The sequence below is a fragment of the Deefgea chitinilytica genome, assembly GCF_016881405.1.
Taxonomy (GTDB): Bacteria; Pseudomonadota; Gammaproteobacteria; order Burkholderiales; family Chitinibacteraceae; genus Deefgea; species Deefgea chitinilytica.
In genome coordinates this window covers 16,066-41,895 of sequence record NZ_WOFE01000004.1, presented here as the reverse complement: position 1 = coordinate 41,895, position 25,830 = coordinate 16,066, and the positions used below count along the sequence as shown (strand labels likewise).

22 protein-coding genes are annotated in these 25,830 nt (G+C 50.0%); 7 read left to right on the top strand and 15 right to left on the bottom strand.

Annotated features, from left to right (window positions below):
* Positions 1 to 54 precede the first annotated feature (54 nt).
* Complete coding sequence (gene yaaA, locus GM173_RS10205) at positions 55 to 822, top strand: peroxide stress protein YaaA (protein ID WP_203571279.1); 768 nt, start codon at positions 55 to 57, stop codon at positions 820 to 822.
* Positions 823 to 861: 39 nt separating this feature from the next.
* Here the strand turns inward: yaaA and GM173_RS10200 are convergent, their stop codons facing one another.
* Positions 862 to 1,209: a YgiW/YdeI family stress tolerance OB fold protein gene (locus GM173_RS10200; protein ID WP_203571278.1), complete on the bottom strand. Its 348-nt coding sequence runs from the start codon at positions 1,207 to 1,209 to the stop codon at positions 862 to 864.
* A 512-nt stretch (positions 1,210 to 1,721) separates the two neighbouring features.
* On the opposite strand from GM173_RS10200, the gene GM173_RS10195 reads away from it, so the two are divergent.
* Positions 1,722 to 2,504: a substrate-binding periplasmic protein gene (locus GM173_RS10195; protein WP_203571277.1), complete on the top strand. Its 783-nt coding sequence runs from the start codon at positions 1,722 to 1,724 to the stop codon at positions 2,502 to 2,504.
* Between the two features lie 21 nt (positions 2,505 to 2,525).
* Here GM173_RS10195 and GM173_RS10190 read toward each other — a convergent pair whose 3' ends face one another.
* Both GM173_RS10190 and GM173_RS10185 read right to left on the bottom strand, forming a co-directional pair.
* On the bottom strand, positions 2,526 to 3,611 hold the full coding sequence (locus GM173_RS10190) for an acyltransferase family protein (protein ID WP_203571276.1): 1,086 nt from the start codon (positions 3,609 to 3,611) through the stop codon (positions 2,526 to 2,528).
* A 97-nt stretch (positions 3,612 to 3,708) separates the two neighbouring features.
* The gene (locus GM173_RS10185; protein WP_203571275.1) at positions 3,709 to 4,914 is read right to left on the bottom strand and encodes an MFS transporter; all 1,206 of its coding nucleotides are present in this window, start codon (positions 4,912 to 4,914) and stop codon (positions 3,709 to 3,711) included.
* A 256-nt stretch (positions 4,915 to 5,170) separates the two neighbouring features.
* Here GM173_RS10185 and GM173_RS10180 point away from each other — a divergent pair, with 256 nt between their 5' ends.
* Entirely contained in the window at positions 5,171 to 6,619 is a 1,449-nt protein-coding gene (locus GM173_RS10180) for a GNAT family N-acetyltransferase (protein ID WP_203571274.1), read from the top strand.
* Between the two features lie 6 nt (positions 6,620 to 6,625).
* Positions 6,626 to 7,081, top strand: a complete 456-nt coding sequence (locus GM173_RS10175) for an ASCH domain-containing protein (protein WP_203571273.1) — start codon at positions 6,626 to 6,628, stop codon at positions 7,079 to 7,081.
* Positions 7,082 to 7,170: 89 nt separating this feature from the next.
* Here GM173_RS10175 and GM173_RS10170 read toward each other — a convergent pair whose 3' ends face one another.
* The 10 genes from GM173_RS10170 to GM173_RS10125 all read right to left on the bottom strand — a co-directional run bounded on the left by GM173_RS10170 (position 7,171) and on the right by GM173_RS10125 (position 20,715).
* A complete protein-coding gene (locus tag GM173_RS10170; protein ID WP_203571272.1) occupies positions 7,171 to 8,061 on the bottom strand; it encodes a metal ABC transporter solute-binding protein, Zn/Mn family in 891 nt (296 codons plus the stop codon).
* 81 nt (positions 8,062 to 8,142) lie between these two features.
* Entirely contained in the window at positions 8,143 to 9,018 is an 876-nt protein-coding gene (locus tag GM173_RS10165) for a metal ABC transporter permease (protein ID WP_203571271.1), read from the bottom strand.
* 168 nt (positions 9,019 to 9,186) lie between these two features.
* Positions 9,187 to 9,903, bottom strand: coding sequence for a metal ABC transporter ATP-binding protein (locus GM173_RS10160; RefSeq protein ID WP_203571270.1), 717 nt, complete (start codon positions 9,901 to 9,903; stop codon positions 9,187 to 9,189).
* Between the two features lie 260 nt (positions 9,904 to 10,163).
* Complete coding sequence (locus tag GM173_RS10155; protein WP_203571269.1) at positions 10,164 to 11,852, bottom strand: tetratricopeptide repeat protein; 1,689 nt, start codon at positions 11,850 to 11,852, stop codon at positions 10,164 to 10,166.
* Positions 11,853 to 11,923: 71 nt separating this feature from the next.
* Complete coding sequence (locus GM173_RS10150; RefSeq protein WP_203571268.1) at positions 11,924 to 14,056, bottom strand: UvrD-helicase domain-containing protein; 2,133 nt, start codon at positions 14,054 to 14,056, stop codon at positions 11,924 to 11,926.
* Positions 14,057 to 14,146: 90 nt separating this feature from the next.
* Positions 14,147 to 14,464, bottom strand: a complete 318-nt coding sequence (locus GM173_RS10145; RefSeq protein ID WP_203571267.1) for an H-NS histone family protein — start codon at positions 14,462 to 14,464, stop codon at positions 14,147 to 14,149.
* Positions 14,465 to 14,558: 94 nt separating this feature from the next.
* A complete protein-coding gene (locus GM173_RS10140; RefSeq protein ID WP_203571266.1) occupies positions 14,559 to 15,890 on the bottom strand; it encodes a TolC family outer membrane protein in 1,332 nt (443 codons plus the stop codon).
* Entirely contained in the window at positions 15,887 to 18,997 is a 3,111-nt protein-coding gene (locus GM173_RS10135) for an efflux RND transporter permease subunit (RefSeq protein WP_239078480.1), read from the bottom strand. Before GM173_RS10135 ends, GM173_RS10140 begins: the two co-directional genes overlap by 4 nt.
* 1 nt (position 18,998) lies before the next feature.
* A complete protein-coding gene (locus GM173_RS10130; RefSeq protein ID WP_203571265.1) occupies positions 18,999 to 20,078 on the bottom strand; it encodes an efflux RND transporter periplasmic adaptor subunit in 1,080 nt (359 codons plus the stop codon).
* The gene (locus GM173_RS10125; RefSeq protein ID WP_203571264.1) at positions 20,068 to 20,715 is read right to left on the bottom strand and encodes a TetR/AcrR family transcriptional regulator; all 648 of its coding nucleotides are present in this window, start codon (positions 20,713 to 20,715) and stop codon (positions 20,068 to 20,070) included. Before GM173_RS10125 ends, GM173_RS10130 begins: the two co-directional genes overlap by 11 nt.
* Before the next feature lie 174 nt (positions 20,716 to 20,889).
* Here GM173_RS10125 and argB point away from each other — a divergent pair, with 174 nt between their 5' ends.
* From argB to GM173_RS10110, 3 genes are all read left to right on the top strand, one after another.
* Entirely contained in the window at positions 20,890 to 21,768 is an 879-nt protein-coding gene (gene argB, locus GM173_RS10120) for an acetylglutamate kinase (protein WP_203571263.1), read from the top strand.
* A gap of 106 nt (positions 21,769 to 21,874) precedes the next feature.
* Positions 21,875 to 22,306 carry a CBS domain-containing protein gene (locus GM173_RS10115; protein ID WP_203571262.1) on the top strand — a complete coding sequence of 144 codons (432 nt, stop codon included), beginning with the start codon at positions 21,875 to 21,877 and terminating at the stop codon, positions 22,304 to 22,306.
* Positions 22,307 to 22,432: 126 nt separating this feature from the next.
* Positions 22,433 to 23,053, top strand: coding sequence for a pyrimidine 5'-nucleotidase (locus tag GM173_RS10110; protein WP_203571261.1), 621 nt, complete (start codon positions 22,433 to 22,435; stop codon positions 23,051 to 23,053).
* A gap of 82 nt (positions 23,054 to 23,135) precedes the next feature.
* Here the strand turns inward: GM173_RS10110 and GM173_RS10105 are convergent, their stop codons facing one another.
* Both GM173_RS10105 and ampD read right to left on the bottom strand, forming a co-directional pair.
* Entirely contained in the window at positions 23,136 to 25,028 is a 1,893-nt protein-coding gene (locus GM173_RS10105; RefSeq protein ID WP_203571260.1) for a potassium transporter Kup, read from the bottom strand.
* 100 nt (positions 25,029 to 25,128) lie between these two features.
* Positions 25,129 to 25,731, bottom strand: coding sequence for a 1,6-anhydro-N-acetylmuramyl-L-alanine amidase AmpD (ampD, locus tag GM173_RS10100; protein ID WP_203571259.1), 603 nt, complete (start codon positions 25,729 to 25,731; stop codon positions 25,129 to 25,131).
* Positions 25,732 to 25,830 lie beyond the last annotated feature (99 nt).

The following is a 25,830-nucleotide window of genomic DNA, read 5'->3' as shown; positions in this document are numbered from 1 at the left end:
TATGTAGCCATTAATATAAAATGGCTACAAACCAATACCCAATAGGATTGTTCAGTGCTGATGTTGATTTCTCCAGCGAAAACGCTGGATTACACCACCCCCACACCTACCGACTTACCCCACTCGCAGCCTGATTTTTTGGTGCAATCACAGCAACTCATCAATGTGCTACGGCAAAAGTCACCTACCGATATTGCCAAGCTGATGAAATTATCCGATGAACTATCGATGCTCAACGTGGGACGCTATCAAAGCTGGCAGCCTCACTTTACGCTCGACAATGCCAAACCCGCTGTATTGGCCTTCATGGGGGACGTCTACGCGGGCCTTGGCGCAGGCAGCCTGACTGCACCGCAACACGCGTATTTAAGCCAGCATTTACGCATTCTATCGGGGCTGTATGGTCTATTGCGCCCCCATGATTTGATGCAGCCGTATCGCCTTGAAATGGGCACACGCTTGGCGCATCCGAATGGCCAAAATCTGTATGACTTTTGGCTCGATTCCGTCACAGAAGCCGTGAATCAAATTGAAAATCACGTCGTCGTGAACCTAGCCAGCGAAGAGTACTTCAAAGTCATTCGCCCTAAAGTGCTGACCGCCAACATCATTACGCCAATTTTTGAAGACTTCAAAGGTGGCAAATACAAAATCATTAGCTTCTATGCCAAACGCGCCCGCGGCCTGATGGTGCGCTATGCGGCACTCAATAACATTACGGATGCCAATGATTTAAAACACTTTGATTTAGACGGCTATCAGTTTATCGCCGATGAATCTAATAGCACACGCTGGCTGTTCCGTCGACGCTTGGCCGAATAAAAAAATGCCCGATTCGGGCATTTTTTTATTCTCAGCGGCTTATTTCACCAAATCTAAGCTTTTCACCCAAATATATAGATTTCCAGCAGAGTTGCGATCAAGTTCTCCCATCAATCGCACGGTGTCTGTCGGCCCGACATTCCGATTGCGCCACACCGACGGCTCGATTTCAACGCGAATTTCACCCGTTTCATCGCGGAAGGTATAGTAGTTTTTCCGTTGGTGATCGATGATATTACCCGTCACTGTCACATAAGTATTGATTCGTGCCGATTGCACTTGTGCAACAGTGCTGGTCGCACCACGTGCACTCGGCCCCGTAAACTGTGCATTCGCAGTTGAAACCGTCAAACCCACAACCAATGCGCTGGCTAGCAATAATTTCATTTAAATTACTCCAACTCAAACAAGAAAGTAAAAACAAATTATGCCACAGCCATTTTTCAGGGCAATTGCAATCGATGGGCTATCAAGCTAAGCCGACAACGGTGTTGATTCATTAATCCAACTGCACCGTACGCAGTCAAAAACACAATCTAAACAATATGGATTATTGCTCTGCAGTACTTTTCGCAAAACGGCCAACTCAGCATGGCTGCGTTTTAAATCTGCGGCATCTGTAATGTGCTGCAAACGCGCTTCGATTCGTTTTTTTCGATGGGCAGGGTAACTCACTTTGGCATATCCAATTAATTCGCTCTTTTCGTTCGCACAAGATTAAACGAATAAGGCGAACCAATTTACTCGAATCCCACCTAAAACGCGTGTTACAAGTACACATGAGCACTCATTCACGGCGCCAAGCCGATCAATGGTCATGCATATCGCAAGGCGACACAATCAGCCTGAAGTGCGCAAATAGGCTATAACAAGCAAGACGATCATAAGAAGAAAATCGAATGACCAAACTTTGCGCTCTGATCATCGCCATATTCAGTTTGTGCTCACCCTTAATCGAAGCGGTAGAGAAAGTCACACTGTATGGCGACGACAGCAATCCACCTTATATGTATTTTGACGGCCAAACGTATAAGGGAATTTATGTGGACTTGGTCAACCTTGCGGCAAAGCGTTTAGCGCCCGAATACCAAGTAGAAATCCAAGGTTTACCTTGGAAGCGTGCGCTGGATTACACCAAGTCTGGCCGTGGAATTGGAATTGTCAGTACGTATTTACAAAAAAAACGCCCCTACATTAGCCCCTACTCAGTCCCGATGTATCGGGAAACGATTGTGATCTTCTGCAATCCCAAAACGCAGAAATCCAACAAAGTCAAATTTCCTGACGATTTTAAAGACTTGCGTATCGGCGTCAATCTAGGCTATTTGCTCTCACCCAATGTACAAGCAGCGGTACAAAGTGGAGCGATCAAAGTCGAAGAAGCCAAAGGCAACAGCACGAATTTATTGAAACTCGCCGCTTCGCACATCGACTGCTATGCAAACGACCGCCTTGCTGCGCAATACACTTTGCAGCAACTCAAAAAAGCGAACCCCAGTATGGCCAACTTCAAGCTTTTTGAAGCCAGTGCGCTGTCGCACGAAGACGCATTTATCGGCTATAGCCAAGCCTTTAATGCGCCCTACAAAGCCGACTTTATTCGTAAAATGAATGCTTCGCTTGAACAGGCGATTAAATCAGGCGAACTAGATCAAATTATTGCGCGGTATGTGACCAAGTAATAAAGCAAACCTGTTACAGGGCTACTTAAAATGCTTGCCCCAACGGATGCCTCGTAACTCAACGAGTTGATAACTCCAGCGTGAAACCCACAGCACCAGCGCCAAAATCGCAATCCCAGCGGCATGGTCAGCCAGCGCACTGCCCAGATGAATAAAGCTGAGCCCGTCTTGTTGCAACAAGAAATGCGGTGCCCACACAGCCAAGCCCAATTGCAACAGATGCAGCACACCATAATGCGTGAGATAAATCGAAAACGACCATTTCCCCACTTTTACAAAAGCCGCTTGCCGTAACAAACGAGACACCGCGCCCTGCTCAAACGCAAATACAATAATTGCTAACGCAAATGCCCACGCGGCAAAAAAACTTTTGGCAGGGTATTGAGCTGTAATCACTACATACAATGCAGCTAGCAGCAATACCTCGATAAAAGTTGCCAGTTTGCAATTGAGCCGCCAATGATGAATCGCATCAAAGCAGCGATACGCTAACGCGCCTAAGAAAAAACAGGTAATCCCGCGAAAACCACCGCTACTGGTGAAATCCAGCGACAGCCACACACACAAGGAGCAAGCCGCCACCACCAGTGCAAAAGCCGCCTGCCGCCAGCGCAGCGTGACCCAGAGTATTGCGCCAAACAGCACGTAAAGATAGAACTCCACGCTAATACTCCATGAAGGCCCATTAAAGCCAAACGGATCACCCGCTGGTAACCACGCTTGCAGCAATAAAATTTGATACAGCCATTGCTCAAACTGCCAAGCACGAAAATCACCGCTCGCCCACTGCAACCACATCGCCACACTAAACAGCAGCAACATCAGCAAATGCAGCGGATAAATGCGGAATGTACGCGCAATCATATAGCGGCGAAATCCATCGCGATTGATCAGCTCTGCACCGTAGCGATAAGCCAGCACAAAGCCGCTGAGCGTGAAAAAGAACTCGACCATCAAACCCGCCGAGCGAAAGAAATCCCACTCACTAAAGCCTTGTAGCAAATGCAAATGAAACACCACGACGCTCAGGGCGCACAAGCCCCGAAAACTATCGAGCACAATAAAGCGGTGTTTATGCCGCGGGCTGGGATGAGGATGCAAAGTCATAATCAACAGTAAAAAAAGACGCCCAAGGCGTCTTTGTGAAGAACAATCCGCGCAATTTTACGGCAAGACGCTGCGCAATGCTGACACGTTGATCGAATTAAATCGCCTTTCGTGCTTGCCTTTGGCTGTGCCACAAATACATCGTTGCCAGCAAAGGAATCAGCAACAACCATGGCGCAAAGGTATTGAGCTTGGCCCAGCCCCATTGCTGTAACAAAGGCGCAGCAAACAGTGACGCCATCGCCGCGAATAAACTGGTCGTAAATTCGCTACAGGCCTGCGTTTTACTGCGCTCGTTGGGCTGATAGCTCAGTGTGAGCAAGGTCGACCCCGCCACGAACAAAAAATTCCACCCCACGCCCAGCAATAACAGCGCGATATAAAACACCGGCAACTGAATCGAGCTGCGCGCCAGCAGACTCGCCAGCAGCAACAGCAGCATTCCCGTCACTGCCAGCGTCGGCCCGCCAAAGCGTTGCACCAGTTTTCCCGCAATCAAGGCGGGCGCAAACATACCGAGCATATGCCACTGAATCACGCCGGCACTGTCACCGATGCTAAAGCCACACACCTGCATCGCCAACGGCGTTGCAGTCATCAAGCCCGCCATCAACGTATAGGCGACAACATTATTCGCCAGCGCAGCCATAAACACGGGATTAAGCACAATCTGCGCTAAAGACCGCGCCGATGCGCTGCAATCATCGCTCGCCATAGCAAAGGGTATTGGCTTATAGGCAAAATAAATTAAAGCAAAGGTAATCATACCCATCATACTGGCCATTAAATAAGCGCCACCAAACACCACCGTCGGCAACCAAGCTTGCGATGATTTGGCCAACCACGGGCCGAGCAAAGCCGCCAACACACCGCCTGTCAGCACCAGAGAAATCGCGCGCGCTTTACGATCGCCCGGCACCGAATCAGCAGCGACCAAACGATAGAACTGCGCAAACGCTTGAAAACCGCCACTGAGCAGCGCCGCCACACACAGCAGCACAAAACTTTGCTGCTGCATCGCCACAAAAGCCATGCCACCACCCAACGCCCCCAATGCCGCCCCCGTTAAAAACCCTTTGCGACGGCCAACTCGTTGCAGCCAATGCGAGGCAAACAATGCGGTAACAGCGGCACTGAGAATAATCAATGAAAACGGCAGCGTCGCCAGCGTTTTATTACTGGCCAACTGCAAGCCAGCCAAGCCCGTCAACGTCAGCTGAATTGAAATGGCAATCGTATACAGCGCTTGGCACAGCGCCAGCACGCGAATGGAGGTAGGCAAAGGGGTTTGCGGTGCAGTCATTGTTCGGTCGTCTTTGAGAAGTCGTCTTATCTTACCGAATTCACAGGCAAGGACGAGATTATTCCTGACTTCGACGATTTGCCCTAGGAACCGATGTCAAATCAATCAACTGTAATTTGATTGAAAATACGGCGAAAAATAGCAAGAAATGCAAAGTATTCCATTCAAGTAGGGGCATAGAATTTGCGAACTCAGTACATAAACCTGTTCAAAGCGCACCAACACAGCGTCTTGAATATGCTCAGGAATACTTAAAATGCAGTCTCAGTTACAAACCCCGCGCCTTATTCTGCGCCAATTTAGCTACACAGATTTTGATGCCTTATTTACGCTCACTCGCCAGTCCGAAATTAGCGACATTCTGCCCGATTGGAGAATGACGCCAGAACAAATGCAATCGTATTTAAAGTACTGGGTCACTCAAGGATATCCAGACTTTGATCCAGCAAACCCAGCAAGGTTGTATGCGATTTGTCTTGGCGAGCAGTTAATAGGCTGGGTTGGAGTATGGCCAAAAGAAGGACTCGATTCGCCCTTTCCCGAGGTCGCCTACGCGCTATCACGCGATCATCGCAGACAGGGTTACGCCAGCGAAGCCGTCAAAGCCGCTTGTGCCGAAATTTTTAGTCACTGCCCCACTTTGCCTGCTGTTGTGGCGATCGTGAAGAGCTGGAACACATCATCGCAAGGCGTTGTGATCAATGCTGGCTTTTTACCGCGCGGCACAGCAACGCTTGAGGACGACGGCGAATTTGATTTATTCATCTTACCGCGCCCCAAATTGGCAAAAGTCGCCGCAGTTACGCTACGCCCCGCTGTTGAAAGTGAGGCCGATCTGCTGGCCCATATTCAAAAGCAAGCTTTTCTAGAGCATTACCAACGCTGGGGCGCGTGGAACCTCGCCGACAGCGATGCCGCTGGCAGCGCAGGACACGACAGCCCGCATCTGTTACGTTACCTGATTCGCACTGCACATTACTTCGTCATTGAAATCGCCGGTGTGGTGGCGGGCGGGATTTGTGTTGAAGGCCCATATGCCAACAAAGCTTATGTCTCGTGGTTTTTTGTCGACCCGGCATTCGGTCGGCAAGGGATTGGGCGGCAAGCGCTCGCCTTGATCGAAAATCATTTCCCCGCCGTGGATTGCTGGAATTTAGGCACGAGCGCACGCAGCGAGGACAATGCGCGTTTCTATTTGAGCTGTGGCTACCAAGAAACTGGCGCTGATGATGCGTTCCGTTATTTCACCCGAATAGTGCGCGAAACCGTAGCGCCAGCAAATCATTTCAGTGGCCAATCGCTCGACAAGCCATGTTGGAGTGATAGTTTTTTTGCGCAGGCCCAGTTTTATAACTGTGGCTTACCGAATTTTCGCCTTGCGTCATCAACGATGACCGATGCGCACTTCCACAATGTCAACGTCAGCGGATTGTGTGTCGGCGACGCCCGATTAGCACGGCTGGAATTGTGTCATTCATCTTGGGGCGGCGCGTATTTACATGACCTAGGCCGCGGCTGGCATGGTGATAATGATCCAGTACGAATGGAGCGCGTCGATCTACGCGAAGCACAAATCGAAGATTGCGATTTACGCGACGCGCACATCCAAGGCGGGCAATTGGATGGCTTAATGATCAATGGTGTTGCCTATGCGGATTTGTTAGCTGCATGGGAAAAACAAACCAGCACACCCATCGGAGATTAACTCAGCATGCAACCAATTCAACTGGCCTTTTGGCAGCAAGTTCTCGCCAAGTACGACCGAGATCCCGCATCACAATGCCATGAAATCTTTTACTTTGACGACAATCAAGCAGATGCCGACGCCTTGGCTGATATGGTTTTATCAGGCCAAAAGCAAGCAACCGCAGGGCTGCAATGGCTCAACGAGTATGAGGGGCTTGCAACGCCAACAGCAGGTGATTTAAGTTTACTAACTCGTTTTGACGGCACCCCAGTTGCCATCATTGAAACGCGGGAGGTCATTGTCTGCCCCTTTATCGCGGTAAGCGCAGAATTTGCCGCAGCAGAAGGAGAAGGTGATTTATCGCTGGCGCATTGGCGCAAAGTTCATTGGGATTTTTTCACGCGAGCCTGTGCATCGATCAAGCGACAACCCACGCTGCAAATGCCCATTGTGTGTGAATATTTCAACGCCATGACCTAAATTACCAAAATCGTTAGCTCCGCAGCAGCGATTTGTCCAGCGTAATCAGAGGCATTGTGACGTGCGTAGGCTAGCCAGTGCTTCAACCTTTATTTCAACGCCGCCAAAATCGCCTGTGTATTGTGTGTAAACATGCCAATCCAAGTGTTAGCGGGAGCTTTGGTATCTAGTGCATCAGAATAAATCGGCGGGCCGACTTTGGCGCTGGTTTCGCGGGCGATTTGGTCGATCAATTTCGGATTGCTAATATTTTCGGCAAACACCGCTTTAATTTTGCTTTTGCGAATTTCACGAATCAACGCAGCCATTTCTTTGGCGCTCGGCTCGGCTTCGGTCGAAATTCCTTGTAGCGGGAATAACTGAATCTGATAACGAGCACCCAAATAACCCAAGGCATCATGCGAGGTCACGACTTTGCGGTTGGCGCCCGGAATCGCCGCAAACGCGGCGGCGGTTTGCGTATCGAGCTGGCTGATTTTGGCTTTGAATGCAGCGGCATTTTTACGATATTGCTCCGCACCTGTTGGATCAGCCGCTTGCAGCGCGGCACTAATATTATCGACCATCACCAGCACGGCACGTGGATCATGCCAAGCGTGCGGATCGGTTTTACCGTGATCGTGACCATCGTGATCGTGATGGCCTTCTTCCTTTAACGTCAGAGGCTTGATGCCTTTGGTCACGGTAATGACTTTGCCCTTGTACGCCGCAGCTTGCTCAACGCGCTTAAGCCAGCCTTCAAAACCCAAACCATTGACAAAAAACAGCGACGCCCCCGAGAGTTTTTTTAAATCAGCAGGTTTGGCCTGCCAAACATGCGCGTCTTCACCAGGGCCGACCAAGGTCATCACCTGCACGCGATCGCCACCGACTTCTTGGACTAAATTGCCCAAGATACTAAAACTAGCGACGACTTTGATCGGCTCGGCAGCAACAAATGAACTCAATACTAAGCAAATAACAGCGAGAATTTGACGCATAGCAGATTCCTGTGAAGAGATAGGGGTAAGACGTGAAGTGTAACAACGAGGTCAAAGGCTTTAGCCCTAACACCTCACAAATCAAATCGCATGATGCCGCCGCGCTTTGCGGCGTTGCGCCCACAGGCCAAATGGCGCGACCAATAGCGAAATGCAGTAAAGCGCTCCGGCCACCAACACAATCGCTGGGCCCGATGGTAAATCCCATTGGTACGACGCCACCAAACCCAGCAGGCAAGAAACCAAAGCGACAATCCACGCAGCGACAAAGAGCATCGACAAGCGCTCTGCCCACAGCCGTGCCGTCGCGGCGGGCAACATCATCAGGCCGACCGCCATCAACGTGCCCATCGCTTGAAACGCCGCAACAAAATTCAGTACCGCAATCACGACAAAACCAATATGAAAACGAGCGCCATTACCCGTAGTCGCCGCGACAAAACCCGAATCGGCGCACTCGAGCACAATGCCGCGATATTCTAAGGCCAACCAAATCAAAGTAATCGACGCGACTGAACTCACAATAAGCAAGGACGGATCATCAATCGCCAACACCGAGCCAAACAGCAAATGAATCAAATCGACGCTACTGCCCCATTTAGAGACGATCAACACGCCAATCGCCAAGGCCAGCAAGTAAAATCCAGCAAAACTCGCGTCTTCGTTCAAGCGCGTTTTGCGCGCCGCAAAACCGGCCGCTAACGCAACTAGCAAGCCTGCGACCAAACCACCGCCCGCCAACCATGGCAACGACAAACCGCCGAGCAAAAAACCAATCGCCGCACCGGGCAATACCGCATGGGAGAGTGCGTCGCCAAACAAGGACATCCGACGCAGCAAGAGCAATACCCCCACCGGCGCGCAGCCGACGGCCAAAGCCAAACTACCGACCAAAGCGCGGCGCATAAAAGCAAATTCGCCAAGGGCGTTAAATAATTCAATATCGGGGATTAGCATGGTATTCCTAGTTCAACTCGCCAGCGAGAGTGCGCTTTAAACATAGCGAGCGCCCGTCAGCGAAGTGAGACCGGAGCGCAGGCACCGGAATGTACGTTTTGTACATGAGGATGCCGAGCACCGCCCGAACTTCGATCACGGGATGCGCAGCATGTTTAAAGTGCGCTCTCAACATTCTTGGCACCAAGTCGCATCATTGCGCCAATGCTGCGCTCTGCGATTGGCTTCTTGTAGATTTTCCGGTGTCAACACTTCCGCCGTTTCGCCCCATGCCAGCGCCGATTGCGCCAGCAACAAGGTTTGCGGGTAATGCGCACGCACCTGACTCATATCATGCAGCACGGTAATTTGGGTTTTACCCGCTTGATGCCAATGATCTTGCACGTCGAGTAGGTTTTCAATGGTCGCGCTATCAACATTGGCAAATGGCTCGTCCAGCAGCATCACGTCGGCGTCTTCTACAATCAGCCGCGCAAACCGTGCGCGCTGCAATTGCCCGCCAGAAAGATTGCTAATCGGTGACTTAATAAAATCGGAGAGACCAACCCGTTCCAGCGCCGCATCAGCGCGCAGGCAATCTTCTTTAGATAAACCACGCCAAGCGCCCCGCTGCTGCCAAGTGCCGGCCAGCGCCAACTCACGCACCGTGAGCGGGAATTGCTTATCGAGGGTCGAGAGTTGCGCCAAATACGCGATACGACCATGCCGATGCACATGGCCTTCATCGGCTTGCTTCACGCCCGCCAACGCCGCCAATAAAGTCGATTTACCCGCACCATTGGGGCCAACGACCGCAGTATGGCTGCCTTTAGCAAAGCGCCCTGATACCGCATGCACCGCTGCGCGATCGCGGTAGCACAGCGTTAAATGATGGATTTCAATCACGGCTGTAAAGCCCAGTAAGTCAAAGCCCACAAGGCCGCGAGCAGCGGCACAATACACAGCACCCGCTGCCAACCCGCCATCGCGAAAAAGCCAAATAAACTAAACAATTTCAAACTGCGCCCCAATCATGCCGAACAACTGAGAGTAAATCTCATTAAGCGGCTAAGGATATACAAAAACCACCACTTTGTGCAAGCTAGTTGCATTTGCCGAGAGAATATCATTGCCCGAATCTAATTCATTCCACAGCCTAATTTGGATTACTGCATCCCATAGCGCCGCTTAGTCTTGCGGTAGATTTCTGCCAACTGCAAACCACGGCCAGAGGTTGGGTCGAGTGTGTTGATTCGACTGAGCAAATCACCCGCATGCTGCATATAAGTGGCGTGCCAACCTTCTTGATTAACCAAGGCCAGTAGCGCATTCACCGTATTGAGCAGCATTTGCAGATTATTCGGCATTTCTTTGCCGGCGGCCAAAAATCGCTCTGCAGCGGCTTTGAGGTTGCCTGCTTGCGCCAAAGCGACGGCTTCATTATTTAACGTAACAATATCAGCGGCGGTGGCTTCAATGAGGCGCAGCGCTTCGTCTTCGCGGCCTTGCGTTTTGTAGAGGCGCGTCACTAAGGCTGCAAGCTTGGGATCATCGTGGCGATTTTTAAGTACTGCACGGGTGAGTTCTTCGGCCTCGGTCACACGATTGTGGCTCAAGCAAGTTTGCGCCAAGGCCAAGCCCAAAGTCGATGAAGGTGGTTCGATGCCTTGCGCTGCCGAATGCAAAGCATTCTCCAAAATACTTCGCGCTTTGACTTTATCGCCGAGTTTCAGTGCGACATTCGACTCAAGCACCTCGGCCAGAACACGGTCATTGCTAGTACGAAAATCTTTGCGGATGCTATCCGCGGTTTTACGCGCCGCGCCAACATCGCCGCGCTGCAATTGCACTTCACCTAATGCCGCATAATCACTAATTTGCGGCCAAAAGGAAAACCGCGCCAAGCGCACAGTTTCGGCTAACGTTTGTTCGGCCAAGGGCAAATCGCCAGCAATCACCGCCACTTCGCCCAATTCCCGCATCCGCCCGACGACATACGGTGAGCGGCGACAAGCGTCTTGCAAGGTTTGCTTGGCCGCTTCGACTTCGTGCTTGGCTGCTTGCGTTTTGGCCAAGCCATCGTAGGCATCCATAATCAGTTCATGCTCAGCGATGACTTGCCGAAAAATATGCTGCGCTTCGTCGTACTCTTTCAGTTGATACAGAGCCTTGCCCAAGGCCATTTTCGCCCATGGAAAATCGACCGTCCCCAGCAATTCGCGCGCTAAATCGCGCGTACCTTTCCAATCGCCAACTCGCAGCATTAAATGCACTTTCATCCGGACAAACTCAAGCGCATCTTCACCACCTTCGCTAGCAGCACGATCGCACAATTGAATGGCGCGCAAGAAATCATGCGCGATACAGGCATCATCAATCGGCTTGAAGCGGTGTTTTTTACGTAATGCACGCAAGATGCGTGTGTAGAGCGTCTCGCCTGTGAACGGTTTTAAAATAATCGCATCGGGAGCAAGCTCTGCCGCACCGATGACTTTGGTGCTTTGCCGCTCGGCAGTGAGCACAATAAAGACACAACTGGCTTTCAACAATCCATGACGGCGCGCTTCTTCAAATAAATACAAGCCATCAAAGCCAGTGCCAAGATCAAACGCACATAAAATAATATCGTAAGAGTAACGGCGCAGTTGCCCCAAGGCCTCACCACTGCGGTGCGCGTACTCGACCTGCGTCGCGCCAAATTGCCCCAGCATCATTCCCATCGTCGTACGCATTTCGGCCACGTTTTCGATGACGAGGATTTTATAGCTAGATAAATCATTTACATCGACAACATCAGCCTGCGGCTCATCCACGGCGGCGCGTTCGGTAAACGAATAAGGGCGAACTTTGGGCATAATCAATTCATTAAATAATATAGGGTATACCAATCAAGACATCAAAAATCGATGACTATACAGCAATACCCCTAAACAGGCTTTAGCTTGGCATAGGCGACCGCCAACCATTTGCTACCAAACTGCGCAAAGTTCACCTGCACATTGCCGGTTGCGCCGCCCTCGTGATCAGTAACAATCCCGATACCAAATTTAGGATGCTCGACTTTCATCCCAATACTCAGGCCATGTTCTGGCGTGGTTTTCTTTGGCGACGCCACAGGTGGAACGTAAGCTGCTGAACTATAGCTGCTCGGCGCGTAACCACGATTCAAATATTTAAGTAGTTCTTGTGGAATCTCGTCTAAGAAACGGCTGGCTACGCCATAGCGCGTTTGCCCATGCAACATACGGCTTTGCGCCAGACTCAGATACAAACGCTGCCGAGCGCGCGTAATGGCGACATACATCAAGCGACGCTCTTCTTCGAGTCCCAATCTATCATTGGCGCTATTTTCATGCGGGAACAAGCCCTCTTCAAGACCCGACAAAAATACCGCGTGAAATTCCAAGCCCTTCGCCGCGTGTACCGTCATCAATTGCAGCGCGTCTTCATGCGCGCCCGCTTGATGGTCGCCCGCTTCGAGGCTAGCGTGCGATAAAAAGGCGATCAGATTATTTTCATCTTCGCTGATGAAGGTCGCAGCAGCGTTTATCAGTTCTTCCAAGTTGGCGACACGTTCTTCGCCTTCTTTATCATTCTGGTAATGCGTTAGCAAACCCGATAAATCCAGCATCATCGTAACGATATCAGTCATCGCAAGACCATCGGCCTGATTACGCATCGCTTCGATCATATGCACAAACTTAGCCAAGGCTGCGGCGCCGCGCCCGCTCGCGCCTGCGCACGCAGCTTGCCATAATGAGCACCCCTCTAAGCGCGCGCGATCAACAATCGCTTCAACACTTTTTAAGCCAATGCCGCGCGTAGGGAAATTAACCACGCGCAAAAAAGCATTGTCGTCCGATGGATTAGCAATCAAGCGTAAATACGCCAGCGCGTGTTTGATTTCTTGTCGCTCAAAAAAGCGCAAACCGCCATAAACGCGGTACGGCACGCCGGCGGAAAATAAGGCGTGCTCAATAATCCGCGATTGCGCGTTACTGCGATACAGAATGGCGATTTCGCTCGACGCCATGCCGTCGCGAATCAGCGTTTGGGCTTCTTCAACGATAAATTGCGCTTCTTCGAAATCCGACGCGCCCTCAAACACACGAATCGGCTCGCCCGCGCTCGCTTGCGTCCACAATTCTTTACCAAGCCGCTGCGTATTGTGGCTAATCACCGCATTCGCGGCATCGAGAATATTGCCGTGGCTGCGATAATTTTGCTCCAAACGAATTACATGCTTAACCGCAAAATCAGTTTGAAAATCAACCATATTGCCGACATTTGCACCGCGAAAGGCATAAATCGATTGATCATCATCGCCAACGGCAAAAATCGCACTATTATTGCCTGCCAATAATTTAAGCCATGCATATTGCAAACGATTGGTGTCTTGAAATTCATCGACTAAAACATGCGCAAATCGCTGTTGATAATGCTGCCTAATTTCCGGCTTATGCGACAATAATTCATAACAACGAAGTAATAATTCAGAAAAATCCGCCACGCCTTCGCGATTACATTGTTTCTCATATTCCTCATACGCCAAACGCAATTGCCGTGAATAATCATCAAAGGCATCGACATCTCCGGCACGACGACCATTTTCTTTGTGACCATTGATGTAATTTTGTACCGCGCGCGGTGGATATTTGTCGTCGTCTAAACCCAAAAACTTTAATACCCGCTTAATGGCGCCCAATTGCTCGGATTGATCCAAAATTGCAAACGCTTCAGGCAATCCGGCATCACGATGATGCAAACGCAGCATACGATTACATAAACCATGAAATGTTCCCACCCATAATCCACGCGGATTCAGTGGCAACATAGCGGTAATTCGCGAGAGCATTTCTTTGGCCGATTTATTAGTAAAGGTCACCGCCAATAAACCCGACGGGCTAATTTGCCCGGTTGATAATAGCCATGCAATTCGCGTGGTTAATACACTGGTTTTACCACTGCCCGCGCCCGCTAAAATCAAAGCATGTTCGGCAGGTAATTCAACCGCTGCGGCTTGTTGTGGATTTAATTTAGCGGTGAGGGCATGGGACATTAGATCAACTCGATAGCAAAATAAATTAGGACAAATACAAACAGGGCGACAAAGCGCCCTGTTCACTGATTCATCAATTCAAACGATGAATTAGATTTTCAATGTATCCAATGTAGCGCCATTGGCGATTGCATCGTGAACCCATTGTGGTTTACGACCACGGCCTGACCAAGTTTGGCTTGCATCAGCTGGGTTCATATAAGCAGCCGCTGCAGGCGCTTTTTTCGCGCCTTTTTTACCAGATACTTCGCCTAACAATTCAGCAATTGTGAAACCGCTAGCCGCAGCAGCGCTTTGCAATTGGCTCAAGATGCGGCTTTTTTCTTGCTCTTTACGACGAACTAATTCGCCATCAAGCTGCGTACGCAACTCAACTAATTCTTGGTAACCTAATGTAGATAAATCCATTACTGACTCCTCAAATTAATGCATGTGTATTGATTACCAAATGATTATGCAGCTAGCGTTCTAATAATTCAAGGTCAATATTGCAGATAGATAATTAATTGACCAACCAACGATTAACACTACGTAAGTCTTTTTCATCTAAATCACCTACTACGGCAGCTAGCTGCAATCTCGTGTAAAGATAGGTATATCTGGCCACGGTTAAATCATAGCGTGTATTAAATAGTTTTTTCTCAGCATTAAGTACGTCGACCGTCGTACGCACACCGACATCACGACCCAATTTACTCGAGGCTAATAAGCTTTTACTCGATTTAAGCACTTGTTCTAAAGCCGATATTTGCGCAGCACCTGCATTTACCCCCAGAAAAGTTTGCGTCGTTAATTGCTCGGTATTTCGGCGTGTGGCTTCCAGTGTTTCTCTTTGTTCTGATTGTTTGGCGGCGGCTTCGCGCAATTCAGATGAACGGCGACCACCGGTAAAAAGAGGAATCGATAATTGCAAGGTAATCGTCGCTTTATTGGTTTGATCTAAGCCTCCAGAGCGAGAGATCCCACTGCTATCCCAATTTTGACCATAATTTGCGACTAAATCGACCTTAGGCGTACTTTCCAAGCGATATTTATCGACTTCTCGCGTAGCAATATCTAATTGCAACAATTGGCTACTGATATTTAAACTGGTATCACTTGATTTTTTCAACCAGACCGATAAATCGTTTGGCTCGACCTCAGTGGGCTCAATAGATTCACTTAAGCGAGCAATTGAATCGGCGTTTATGCCAGTCAATAAAGTGAATACATTACGTTTTACTTGCAAATCATTTTTCGCTTGAATTTCAAACGCAATAATACTGTCATACGCCGCCTGCGCTTCATCGGTATCGGCAATCGTCGCCACGCCCACTTCAAATGCTTTTTTAGCAAATGCCAATTGCTCACCGACTGCCTTTTTCTCTGCATTGGCTAAAGCGACTTTTTCATCGGCGGCCAATACTTCAAAATACGCCTTGGCCACCCGCAAAATTAAATCTTGCTCAGCCACCCGAAATTGCACCTCGGCTAATTTAGCTTGTTGTTTTAATTGATCCGCCGAGGCAAACGCATCCACACGATACACCGGCTGAGTCGCTGTCACCGAATAACCATACGCTTGACCACTACTTTGCGTGTCTTTCACCGTGGAACTCGTTTTGCCGGGTGAAAAATCGGTATTGGAATAAGTGGTATTACCGCCTAAGGTCACAGATGGCAACAGCAGCGCTTGACCTTGATTGGCCTTCTCAAGACCCGCCGTTTGCGCGTAACGCGCAGCGAGAAAACTCGCATCATATTGCTGTGCAGCGCGCCATGCCGCCACTAAATCAGCGGTAAAGCCCGAATGGCTTAACACCGCCAAGCTGAAAGCTAAAATTGTTTTTTTCATTTTGTTTCCAATGCCGCCACTGTAGCGGGTTTCAATTTGAACCAAGCTGCATACAGCGCGGGCAAGAATAATAAAGTCAAAATCGTTGCAATAAACAAACCGCCCATAATCGCAATCGCCATTGGCCCCCAGAAGGTATCGCGCGTCAATGGAATCATTGCCAAAATCGCCGCCAAAGCGGTCAGCATAATCGGGCGGAAGCGCCGTACTGCCGAATCAATCACCGCATCCCATGGCGCACTGCCAGCGGCAATGTCTTGCTCGATTTGATCCATCAAAATCACCGAGTTGCGCATAATCATGCCCGACAGCGCAATCACCCCCAAAGTGGCGACAAATCCAAATGGCGCTTGAAACAACAGCAAGGCAATCGTGACGCCGATCATGCCGAGTGGCGCGGTCAACAGCACCATAATCATCCGCTGTATGCTTTGCAATTGCAGCATCAGCAAGGTCATCACCACAATCAACATCAGCGGCATCACCGCAGCGATGGATTCTTCGGAAATTTTGGACGACTCTAACGTACCACCGGCTTCGATGTGATAACCAAGCGGCAGTTTCGCTTTGATTTCCTTCATTTGCGGCCATAGCGCATTTGAGATATCTGGCGCTTGTGCATTACCGCGCACATCGGCGCGCACCGTTAATGCTGGAACGCGGTTGCGGTGCCAAATAATACTTTCTTCGCTCACCAAGCTAATTTTCGCCAACTGCGACAACGGCACGCTACGCCCCGAAGGGAGCGGAATCGGTAAATTCGCCAAGAAATCGAGCCGCGTACGCTCCTGCGCCGCCAATCGACTCACCACTTCAATTTGCAAGTTATCCTCACGCAAAGCGGTGGCCGTAATACCGCTGACGGCCATTTGCAAGGATTGCGCCAATTGTTGCGACGTCAGCCCTGCAACACGTAACTTGTCTTGATCCACATCTAAATGCAAGACTTTCACCTGCTCGCCCCAATCGGTATGAACTTGGCGTAAGTGCGGATTCTGCCGCATCACGTTGGCAACGTCATTGGCAATAATTTTTAATTGCTTTTGATCGGGGCCAATGACGCGAAATTGCACCGGATAACCCACTGGCGGGCCATTCTCTAAACGAGTCACTCGGCCACGGACATTCGGAAAATCATTATCAAACAGCGTTTTGACGCGCTGATAAACATTCTCACGCACGTGCTCGTCTTTGGTCATCACGGTGAGCTGACCAAAGTTTAAATTCGGCATTTGCTCATCAAGTGGCATGTAATAACGCGGCGAGCCCACGCCCACGTAACTGGTTACACTAGCCACATCGGGATCTTTCATCAAAATCGCTTCGATTTTTTTGACTTCGCGCTCGGTCGCCTCAAACGAGGCGGTATACGGCAGCCATAAATCGACCATTAATTCAGGTCGACTCGACGCAGGGAAAAATTGCTTAGGTACAGCAACGGCAAACAAGATCACCGAAACGACAAACGCCGCCAGCGTTAATGCAATCGTCGTTTTACGCCACGTAATGCACCACGTCACCCAACGGCGAAACGCGGTGTAAAACTTACCACCATGCGCATCGTGCTCGTGTTCTTTCAAATTCTCTGGCAGCAAGTGATAGCCCATATACGGCGTAAACAACACTGCAACGACCCATGATAAAATCAAAGCCAGCCCAACCACGGCAAAAATAGAGAAGGTATATTCACCCGCATTCGATTTAGCAAGGCCTACCGGCAAAAACCCCGCCGCAGTAATGAGTGTCCCCGTCAACATTGGAAACGCCGTTGAGCTATACGCAAACGTCGCGGCACTAAAACGATCCCAGCCCTGCTCCAATTTCAAGGCCATCATTTCAACGGCAATAATCGCGTCGTCGACCATCAAACCGAGCGCAATCACCAAAGCACCGAGCGAGATGCGCTGCAATTCCAAGTTAAATAGCTTCATGCACAAGAACGTCAGCGCCAGCACCAGCGGAATCGACAAAGCAACCACAATCCCCATCCGAAAGCCCAATGCCAGAAAGCTCACCGCCAACACAATCGCCACGGCTTCGAACAGCGATTTCATAAAAATATGCACTGCTGATTTCACGACCGCTGGCTGATCTGACACCGCATGAACTTCAACGCCGACAGGTAAATTGGCTTTCACTTGCGCAATCACCGCGTCAATCTGTTCGCCCATTTTGAGCACATTGCCGCCTTGCCGCATTGAAATACCCAAACCAATCGCTGGCTCGCCCTGAAAATACATCCGCGTTTCCGCTGGTGACAATGAAGCACGCACTACTTCCGCCACATCGCTGACGCGGAAGGTTTTGCCATTGACGGTAATTGGCGTCGCCTTAATCGTTTCCACGGCATCAAAGCCACCACTCACGCGCAAAAATACGCGCTCGTCAGCCCCCTCAACGACGCCCGCGGGTGTCACCGTATTGGTCGCCGCTAGCACTTGATTGATTTGCAATGGCGTAATGCCCAAGGTCGCCAATTTGGCGCTGCGGTATTCAACATAAATCTTTTCGTCCTGCGGTGCGATCAGCGTGACTTTATTAATATCGGGAATCCGCAGTAATTCGGTACGCACGCTTTCGACGTACTTTTTCAGCTCGGCATCATTAAAACCATCGCGCGTAAACGCGTACAGGCTGCCATAAGTTTCGCCAAATTCATCATTAAAAAACGGCCCAACCACGCCCGGTGGCAGCTTGCCTTTGGCGTCATTAATCCGTTTCCGAACTTGGTACCACGCATTATTCACTTTATCGCCACGAATGCTCTCGCGCAGCATCACCGTAATCAGCGCCTCGCCCGAGCGAGAGTAACTTTTGGTGTAATCAATCTCAGGAATGCCTTGTAGCGCTTCTTCCAGCCTATCCGTCACTTGCCGCTCAACTTCAGCTGCCGACGCGCCTGGCCAGAAGCTGCGCACCACCATCGCTTTAAAGGTAAACTCGGGGTCTTCTTTTTGACCTAGCTGGGTATATGCCAGCACACCAGCAAGGGAAAGGACTACCATCAAATACAGCACCAAAGACTGATGCTTGAGCGCCCAAGCAGATAGATTAAATTTTTCTTTTGATTGGTTCATCTCAACGGATTTCATATCAAGCGGCTCCATCTCAAGCTCCTTCTTGTGCCGCAAGAATTTTCACCGTTTGACCTTCGCGCAATAAATGCACGCCCGCCGTGACCACTACCGAGCCAGCTGGCACACCTTGAATGCGAACTTGCTGGCCTTGATGCCCCAACACTGTTACTTCACGGCTGTGCACGGTATTTTTGGCGTCGACAACCCAAACGCGCATGGCTTTTTCTTTACCGTAAAGCGCCGACATCGGCACGGAAATTTCTGCAGGTATATCACCAGCAGCAAATACTTGCTTTACTTGTATGGTCATACCCAAAGCAGCACCACTATCTTCCGGCAAAGTCACTTTGACACGATAGGTACGCGTTTGTGGATCAGCCGCGGGCGACACCTCGTTGACCACGCCATCAAGTTGCGCCGAATCATCCGCCCACAATACGAGCTTCACTTTTTGACCGACTTGCCAAGCTTGTACCCGATTTTCTGGCACATCGATCACCGCTTCGTAAGCGCCCGCTTTGGCGACCATCAGCACCGACTGTCCCGCCGCTAATACCGAGCCCGGTTCGGCCAAAGTTTTGGTGACCACGCCGTCGCTGTCGGCAATCAGCTGCGCATAACTGGCTTGATTATTGGCTAAATCAACTTGCGCTTTGGCTTGCTCAGCTTGTTTTTGTGCGGAAACCAGCGCTGTTTTGCGCTTATCGACTTCAGCTTGGCTAACAAAATTTTGCGCCAGGAGTTCAAGTGAGCGCTTGTAATCGATGCTGGCTTGCGACAACTGCGCTTGCGCCGATGCCAAGCCCGCAGCAGCGGCACTCGCGTTGAGCGCCACATCACCCGCATCTAATTTGGCCAGTACTTGCCCTTTTTTCACATGGTCGCCCACATCGGCGGCGCGACTGATTAATTTGCCCGGAATCCGAAAGCCCAGTGGCGCTTCATGTCGGGCACGCACTTCACCGCTATACACCTCGGCTGCGGCGGGCAATGCGCCGCCAACAACCATCGTGCGTACAGGGCGAATTTCGGCCACGGGCTGCACCTCGGATTTACAAGCCGCTAAAGCCAATAGAACAGAAGCAATCAATACGGAGCGTTTATTGAGCATGAGCAGCATCCACAGAGCGAGCCAAGAGGCCGTTTAAAAAGAGATCGAGCGTACATTGCACATAGCGCTCGGCAGAAAAATGACTCGGCAAGCAGGACAAGGGCGTGTTTTTCATCATCATCGCCATCACAATGGGCGCTGAAACGACGTGTACCGCATACTCGATGTCATCCACCACCAACTCGCCACGCGCCACGCCAAGCTCCAGCACATGACGGATCAATCCTTGGCCCGGCAAGATAAATTCCTCATTGTATAAAGCCATCACGTCAGGAAAATTACCGCCTTCGGCAATCATCAACTTGGGAAAAGCAGAGAGCGAGGTGTCGCCCACGGTACGCCACCACATTTGAAATAACTGCACCAATAAATCACGCGCGCTACCTTGCCATTCTTTGAGCAAAGATTCGCCAACCGCCAGTTGCGGCACCAGTAAAGAGCGAATCACCGACTTAAAAATTTCTTCTTTATTGGCAAAATATAAATACGGCGTACCACGCGTTACGCCTGCGGCGCGCGCGATGTCTTCGATTTTGGTCGCGGCAAAACCTTTTTCGACAAACAAGCCCAGCGCCGCTTCAAGGATTTCTTGGGGACGCGCCTCTTTGCGGCGAGTCCAACATTTTATCGGGCACATGGTATGACGCCTAAAAATAAATGAACGTTCATTTATTATCTGCTCATCATTTTCCTGCGTCAATCCATGCTCAATAGATAAACGACATTAATTTTGCGGCAATCGCCGCCACTCTTTACAAATGAATACGGTACAATCGCGAGCAATTCGTCCAGCCTATCTTTGGAGCCTGTTATGCCCGATATCACCCCGCAAATCAAAGCTGAAATTCTCTCTGAAGCGTTACCGTATATTCAGCGCTTTTTAGACAAAACCATCGTGATTAAATACGGTGGCAACGCGATGATTGATGAAGAGCTCAAAGATGGCTTTGCATCCGATGTGGTGTTACTCAAGCTCGTGGGCATGAATCCCGTGGTCGTTCACGGCGGCGGTCCGCAAATTAACGATTTGCTCGATCGTATCGGCAAAAAAGGCGAGTTCATCCAAGGCATGCGCGTGACTGATGCCGAAACAATGGACGTGGTTGAGATGGTCTTAGGCGGCCATGTGAATAAAGAAATCGTGTCGCTGATTAATAAGCACGGCGGCAAAGCCGTTGGCTTAACCGGTCAAGACGGCCACTTTATCCGCGCACACAAAATGATGCTCAAAGACGACCAAGGCGAAAACAATGTCGATATCGGCCAAGTCGGCGAAATCGAAAAAATCGACCCATCAATTGTCATGCATCTCGATGCCGCTGATTTTATTCCGGTCATTGCGCCAATTGGTGTCGATTCAACGGGCGAGAGCTTGAATATCAATGCCGATTTGGTCGCAGGGAAATTGGCCGAAGTCCTGAGAGCCGAAAAATTAATCTTGATGACAAATACACCGGGTGTACTCGACAAAGAAGGCAATCTGCTGACCAAACTCACCGCACGCCGTATTGATGAATTGTTTGCTGATGGCACGATTTCTGGTGGCATGTTGCCAAAAATTTCATCGGCACTGGATGCAGCAAAAAGCGGTGTGAACGCCGTCCACATCATCGATGGCCGCGTTAAACATGCTCTCTTGCTTGAAGTTCTGACCGAGCAAGGCGTCGGCACGATGATTCGCGCCAAATAAACGCAATCAATCCAATAAAAAAGGGCAACTTCGGTTGCCCTTTTTGCTTGCAACTTGGGTGAGGACAACTACAGTAAAGATACCTTGTAGCCCTGAGAGCCCAACCATGAAAACAGCCCGCCAACTCCTCGCCGCCAAGGCCAAACACGACACGATTTCTGTCACTCCTACCGCCACGGTTTATCAAGCACTGCAAATGATGGCTGATGCCAATATTGGCGCTATTTTGGTGATGGACGGGGAAAAACTAGTAGGTATTTTTTCCGAGCGCGATTACGCACGCAAAGTCGTATTGATGGGAAAAACCTCCGCCGGAACACCGGTTTCTGACATCATGACGCATAAGCTGCTCTGTGTTCCGCCCAGCGCTACCACCGATGAATGCATGGGCTTGATGACAGAAAAACGCATCCGCCATTTGCCCGTTTTGGACGGCGACAAAGTCTTGGGCGTTTTATCCATCGGCGACTTGGTGCATGAAAAAATGGCCGACCAAGAATTTACTATCGAGCAACTTGAGCATTACATTTATCGCTAAATAGATAAGCAAAAATTTTCTAGCATCGTTGTCTCGCCTTGCCATAAAACTTTTGCATGAGCATTGATTGTCTAAACTGAATAAACTCGACACAATGGCCGAACTCATCGGCCATTTTTATTCTCCATGCCTCAGCCCACTTGGATTTTTGACCTCGATAACACGCTGCACAACGCCAGCCGCCACGCCTTTCCGATTATCGATGCGTCGATGACCACGTGGCTGCAAGACAATCTGCAACTCAATCACAGCCAAGCCAATCATTTACGCCAAGACTACTGGCGGCGCTATGGCGCGACGATGCTTGGCTTGATCAAACATCACGCTCACTTAAATCCACACCATTTTCTGGCCGCCTGCCATCCGCTTGAAGCATTGCTGGCTGAAATCCACCCTATGCCGCAGCTCAAAACAACGCTACAACGTTTATCCGGCAATAAAATTTTGTTCACCAACGGACCGCAAAGCTATGCCCGCGCGATGTTATCAGCGCTCAACATCGACCAGTACTTCATGGGTATAGCCGCTATTGACACTGTAAAATTGACCCCCAAGCCAATACCCAAGGCATACTATCAAATGCTGCGGCAGTTTAAACTGCAAGCCAACAATTGCATCATGGTCGAGGACAGTATCGCCAATCTGATTACCGCCAAAAAACTCGGCATGCACACCGTGTGGCTGCGCTCGGGCACACGCAATCACCCCGCCGCCGATCGCTGTATTTCACAACTCAGACAGTTATAAAAAAACGCAGCTCGAAAGCTGCGTTTTTTTATAGGTATATGGCTATAGCCTTTCTTAATCATTGGCTAAATAGCAATACCCATTACAACTCGACCTGCATCCCCATTTCCACCACGCGGTTCGGTGGGATTTTGAAGAAGTTCGTCACGCGCGTTGCGTTGCGACTCATCAAACTAAACAAGCGGCGACGCCACCAGCTCATCGATGGGTATTTCGCCTCGACAATCGTCTCACGCGACAAGAAGAACGAGGTATTCATTTCGTCAAACAGCAATTCCGGCTGCAAATGAGTCACCTGCTCCAGTACCGTTGGCACACTCGGTTCTTCTTTAAAGCCAAATGTGGCAATCACTTGGTAGAAAGATTCGCCCAAGCGACGAACAACGACGCGTTCTTTCAACGGTACAAACGGAATATCGCAAGACTGAATCGTCAGGAACACCACTTGCTCATGCAGCACTTTATTGTGTTTCAAATTATGCAGCAGCGCATGCGGCACCGAATCGCTACTCGCCGTCATAAAGATCGACAAACCTTCGACTCGCTGCGGTGGGCTAGATTCTAAACTTTCGACAAAACCAGCCAGAGGCATTTCACCCTCACGCAATTTAGCAGAAAGCAATTTTCGACCACGCTTCCACGTCATCATCATCGTAAAGGCGATCATGCCGATCAACAGCGGGAACCAACCGCCTTGATGCAACTTCAGAATATTCGACGAGAAGAACGCCAAATCCACAATCAGAAGTAGACCGAGCAATACAAACATACCGTGCTTTTTAGCACCTTTAAAGTGGCGGCTGGCAACCACAAAGGCCAGCAAGGTCGTCATTACCATCGTGCACGTCACCGCAAAACCGTAGGCGGCAGCCAAATTACTTGAGCTTCTAAATGCCAAAATCAAGGCAATGACCGACACCAACAAGAACCAGTTGATCCCCGGAATATAAATCTGGCCTCGCTCTTGCGCTGAAGTATGTTGAATATCCATCCGTGGGCAAAAGCCCAATTGAATCGCTTGATTGGCGACCGAAAATGCGCCCGAAATCACCGCTTGCGACGCAATGACTGTCGCCATCGTGGCGAGCACCACTAGAGGCGGATGCGCCCAAGTTGGCGCAAGGAAATAAAATGGATTTTTAATCGCTTCAGGATTGGTGAGCAGCAGCGCGCCCTGACCGTAATAATTGAGTAGCAACGCTGGCAGCACCAGCAAAAACCAAGCATAACGAATCGCAGGACGGCCAAAATGCCCCATATCCGCATACAGCGCCTCAACCCCAGTCAAACATAGCACCACCGCACCGAGCAAGACAAAGGCCACCCAAGGATGAGCAACAAAGAATTCAATTGCAAACAACGGGTTGATCGCCGCCAAGACTTGCGGCGCTTTAATAATATTGATCACGCCCAAAGCCGCGATAACGACAAACCACGTCAACATCACAGGGCCAAATAATTTGCCCACCAGCGCCGTACCGCGCGATTGCATCGCAAACAAGGCGACCATCACCATAATGGCAATCGGCAAGATATATGGGTCAAGCGTATGGGAAATAATACTAATCCCCTCCAACGCCGATAGCACCGAAATCGCCGGCGTAATAATACTTTCGCCCGAAAACAGTGCTGCGCCAAAAATCCCCATCATCGCGACCCACAGCGTCTTGCGCGGACTACCACTCACCACCCGCATCGCCAAGGCCATCAAAGCCAAAATACCACCCTCGCCCCGATTATCGGCGCGCAAGATGATCGACACATACTTCACCGTCACGACCAGCATCAGGCCCCAAAAAATCAGCGACAAAATGCCCAGCACATTGAACGCGTTGAGTTCCAGCGCCACGTGGCCGTTAAAACATTCTTTCAGCGTATATAAAGGGCTCGTACCAATATCGCCATACACCACGCCAATCGCGCCGACAATCAGACCAGCCAGCTTTTTGGGATCATGCGTTTGAGCTGTTGACATATAAATTCTTAGAGAGACAACAAAGGAAGCGAATTATAGTCCCGCTTCAATGACTTAAGGCACGATTTCAGTGCATTGTTGTGGCGATGCAGCACGAAAATTAGCTTTCGCTTCTGTAGCCAGCTTGGCGTAATTCCAAAATGGATTTAGGTAGTTTTCCCCAGTCAAAAAACGGCCCCGGATCGGTTTTTCGCGTCGGCGCAATCTCACTATGGCCGACCAGATGCGCAATCGAATAACGCGCTTGAATTGCATTTAGGAGTAAATTTAGCCTTTCATACTGTATTGGCTCAAACGGCACAAAATCAGAGCCTTCCAGCTCGATACCTATCGAAAAATCATTGCAGCGTTCGCGACCTTGCCAATTGGAAACCCCTGCATGCCAAGCACGCTGATTGCAAGAGACAAATTGAATGATTTCACCATCGCGGCGAAGCAAAAAATGCGCCGAAACGCGTAAGTTCGATAACTCGGCAAAGCATTCATGCGCGTTGACATCAAGGCAATTGGTAAACAAACGCTCAATCGCGTCGCCAGCAAACGCCGTCGTTCCCGGCTCACCCGGCGGCAGGTGAATATTATGGATCACCACCATATCCGGCACGATACCATCTGGGCGCGCATCACAATTAGGGCTAGGCACCTGCCGTGCAGCGCTGCACACACCTTGCGCGTTAATCTCTAGCGCGTTTTTCGTCGCCATTCTTGCTCCTAGTGTGTCGATCAAAGTCGCTATGCTAGCGTTTTCAGCCTGTATCTGCACGTCTACAGCGAAATGACATACAATCGTCACACTGTCTTG